Source organism: Kitasatospora sp. NPDC088346 (assembly GCF_044740765.1).
Classification (GTDB): Bacteria; Actinomycetota; Actinomycetes; order Streptomycetales; family Streptomycetaceae; genus Kitasatospora.
Genome location: NZ_JBIURH010000164.1, coordinates 1 through 2,045 on the forward strand (window position 1 = coordinate 1; position 2,045 = coordinate 2,045).

The 2,045-nt window shown below is 69.1% G+C and carries 3 protein-coding genes; 2 read left to right on the top strand and 1 reads right to left on the bottom strand.

Annotation, left to right across the window (positions count from 1 at the left end; translation table 11 throughout):
• The first annotated feature begins 164 nt into the window (after positions 1–164).
• Entirely contained in the window at positions 165–743 is a 579-nt protein-coding gene (locus ACIOFR_RS42160; RefSeq protein ID WP_401006130.1) for a hypothetical protein, read from the top strand.
• Positions 744–1,302: 559 nt separating this feature from the next.
• On the opposite strand, the gene ACIOFR_RS42165 is transcribed toward ACIOFR_RS42160, so the two are convergent.
• Positions 1,303–1,434, bottom strand: a complete 132-nt coding sequence (locus ACIOFR_RS42165; RefSeq protein WP_401006132.1) for a hypothetical protein — start codon at positions 1,432–1,434, stop codon at positions 1,303–1,305.
• Positions 1,435–1,616: 182 nt separating this feature from the next.
• Here ACIOFR_RS42165 and ACIOFR_RS42170 point away from each other — a divergent pair, with 182 nt between their 5' ends.
• Positions 1,617–1,784 carry a hypothetical protein gene (locus ACIOFR_RS42170; RefSeq protein WP_401006134.1) on the top strand — a complete coding sequence of 56 codons (168 nt, stop codon included), beginning with the start codon at positions 1,617–1,619 and terminating at the stop codon, positions 1,782–1,784.
• Positions 1,785–2,045: the final 261 nt, after the last annotated feature.

Sequence of the window (2,045 nt, forward strand, 5' to 3'; positions counted from 1 at the left end):
AGGATCGGACGGAGGCCGCCCTCACGTCCGGCGAATCCCCATCCGGGTGATCATGTTCGAGGCGACGTTCGAGCCTGATGGATAAAGCACAAGCTGAACGACTGTCAGTGATGCTCCAGACCCGGCCGCTTCGCGGCCGAGGCCGCAGGCGTAGTGTGCCCGCTGTGATCGAACTGAACTTTCGAGTGAAGGACCGGAATCGTCCGGTGAAGTCGTACGTGGTGCTGGCCGTTGTCGTCCTGGGCGCCCAGGGGATCGCCGCGTTCGTCCGGCTCGGCGCGGTGGGCTTCTCCTGGCTGGCGGGCGGGACCATCGCCCTCCTCGCCCCGCTTCTCTTCCTGTCGTACCGGAGCTGGAGCCGGGTCGGGGCCGACGGAATAACCATCTGTTGGGGCCTTGGGCGTGGCCGCACCTACCCGTGGCGCGAGATCCGGTGGATCGACGTGCGCGAGACCAAGGGCCAGGGCTCGTCGTCGTACGCGGTCCGGATGTTCCTGGAGGGCGGACGGCGTCGTTCGTTGCCCGGGCTCTACCGCAGTGCCATGCATCCCACCCCCGACTTCGACGAGCAGTTCCAGCGGGTCGTCAACTGGTGGGAACTGAGCACGGACCAGACCGCACGGGTCCAGCCCCCGAAGCAGTTCCGGGACCGGCTGACCCCCATCGTGCTCGGCCTCGTCGTCGTACCCGCCGTCACTGTCCTCGTCATCGTCGTCGCTCTCGTGGTCCTCCCGCCGCACTAGGGTCTCTCCCGACCGGCCCGGCGCTGATCCGAACGTGCGGACCGTCCAGGCCCGCAGCCCAGCCCTGCACCGTGTCAACCGCGACATCCCCACCCATGACTGGCTCGACGGGCGAACTTCGAGCCGGTCACCTCAACTGCGGTTGCAGTGGAATCGGGTCCTCGAAGCGAAGGCCGCCCCGGCCGACCACCTACGCGGCCGGCTCCTGGCCGCCGGGCCTCGAGCCGACGGCATGCAGCCGGCGGCGGGTCATCAGAGGGCGGTATGTGACGTGATGTCGCGCCTGTTGTCACCGGATCGTGTGGGGTCGCAGCATTCGCACCGACGCTGCGCGCTGAGAAGACGATGACTGTCTGTCAGTGTGCCTGGCAGCAAGGCGCCGAGGCCGAGGTCCAGCGTGCGGTGCGCAAGGCGCAGAGTGTGCAGCTGCCCAGGCTCCACGGGTTTGTGCGTGGGGCCCGCTTGAACGAGTGTGGTCGCCGCTCTCGCGGCACACGGGCCGGTGATGGCCGCTCGGCTGCTGGAGCTTGGGGGATGTCGGTGCTCGCCGGGCCGGTGGTCAGGCGGCGAAGGCGGCGAGAAGCTTGTCGGTGAGGCGGTCGAGATAGTCAGGGCCGGTCGGGGTGTGGACGACCGCGAGGCGCCAGTAGAGGGGGCCGGCGAGGAAGTCGAGTGCGAGTTCGCGGTCCACGTCGGCGGGGGAGTTCGCCGCGTTCGTGCCAGCCCGGGGTTGCGGGCGCTCTCGGCGAGCAGGTCGGGAATGATCTTCGATGGCAATCGGTGACGTAGCGCGCCGGCGGCGTCGGCAAGAAAGGCACGTACATCGCCCGGGCGCAGGTCTCCGTCGGGGAGCAGCGGGACGAGTTCCGCCGCATGGCCGAGCCGCAAGTCCTCCTCGACCTGGAGGGCGTCTTCGAGGCGGAGGGGGCGTACGCCGCGACGTTGCCTGACGTGATGGCCCTGCTCGCCCAATGGGCGCCAGCGGTGCAGGCCCTCACGCTGACCGGCCACCTCCTGGCCCAGGCCGGCACCCAGGGCTGAGGGGATTCGGCGGCTGGCAGCCCTCAGTCTGATGCGCCCGAAGGTCGGGGCCGAGCGGCCGCTCCACGGTGATGCCGAGGGCATCGGCGTGCGCCTGGAGGAGGAAGCCACAGACGGCGGCCTCACCCAGGCGCAACGAAGCGACCTGAGAGGGTCTGTACGGTCATCGGCTCTGGCCCGTAATCGGGATGCTGTTGGTGATCTTCACTGGTGAGGGTGAGGTTCCATCGATCGGCGGCTGCTGCGCGTGTCTGCCTGGTG

What these genes read in the sequence shown, in the direction of transcription:
- ACIOFR_RS42170 (WP_401006134.1), top strand. Translation starts at nt 1,617, where the DNA reads ATGGCCGAGCCGCAAGTCCTCCTCGACCTGGAGGGCGTCTTCGAGGCG.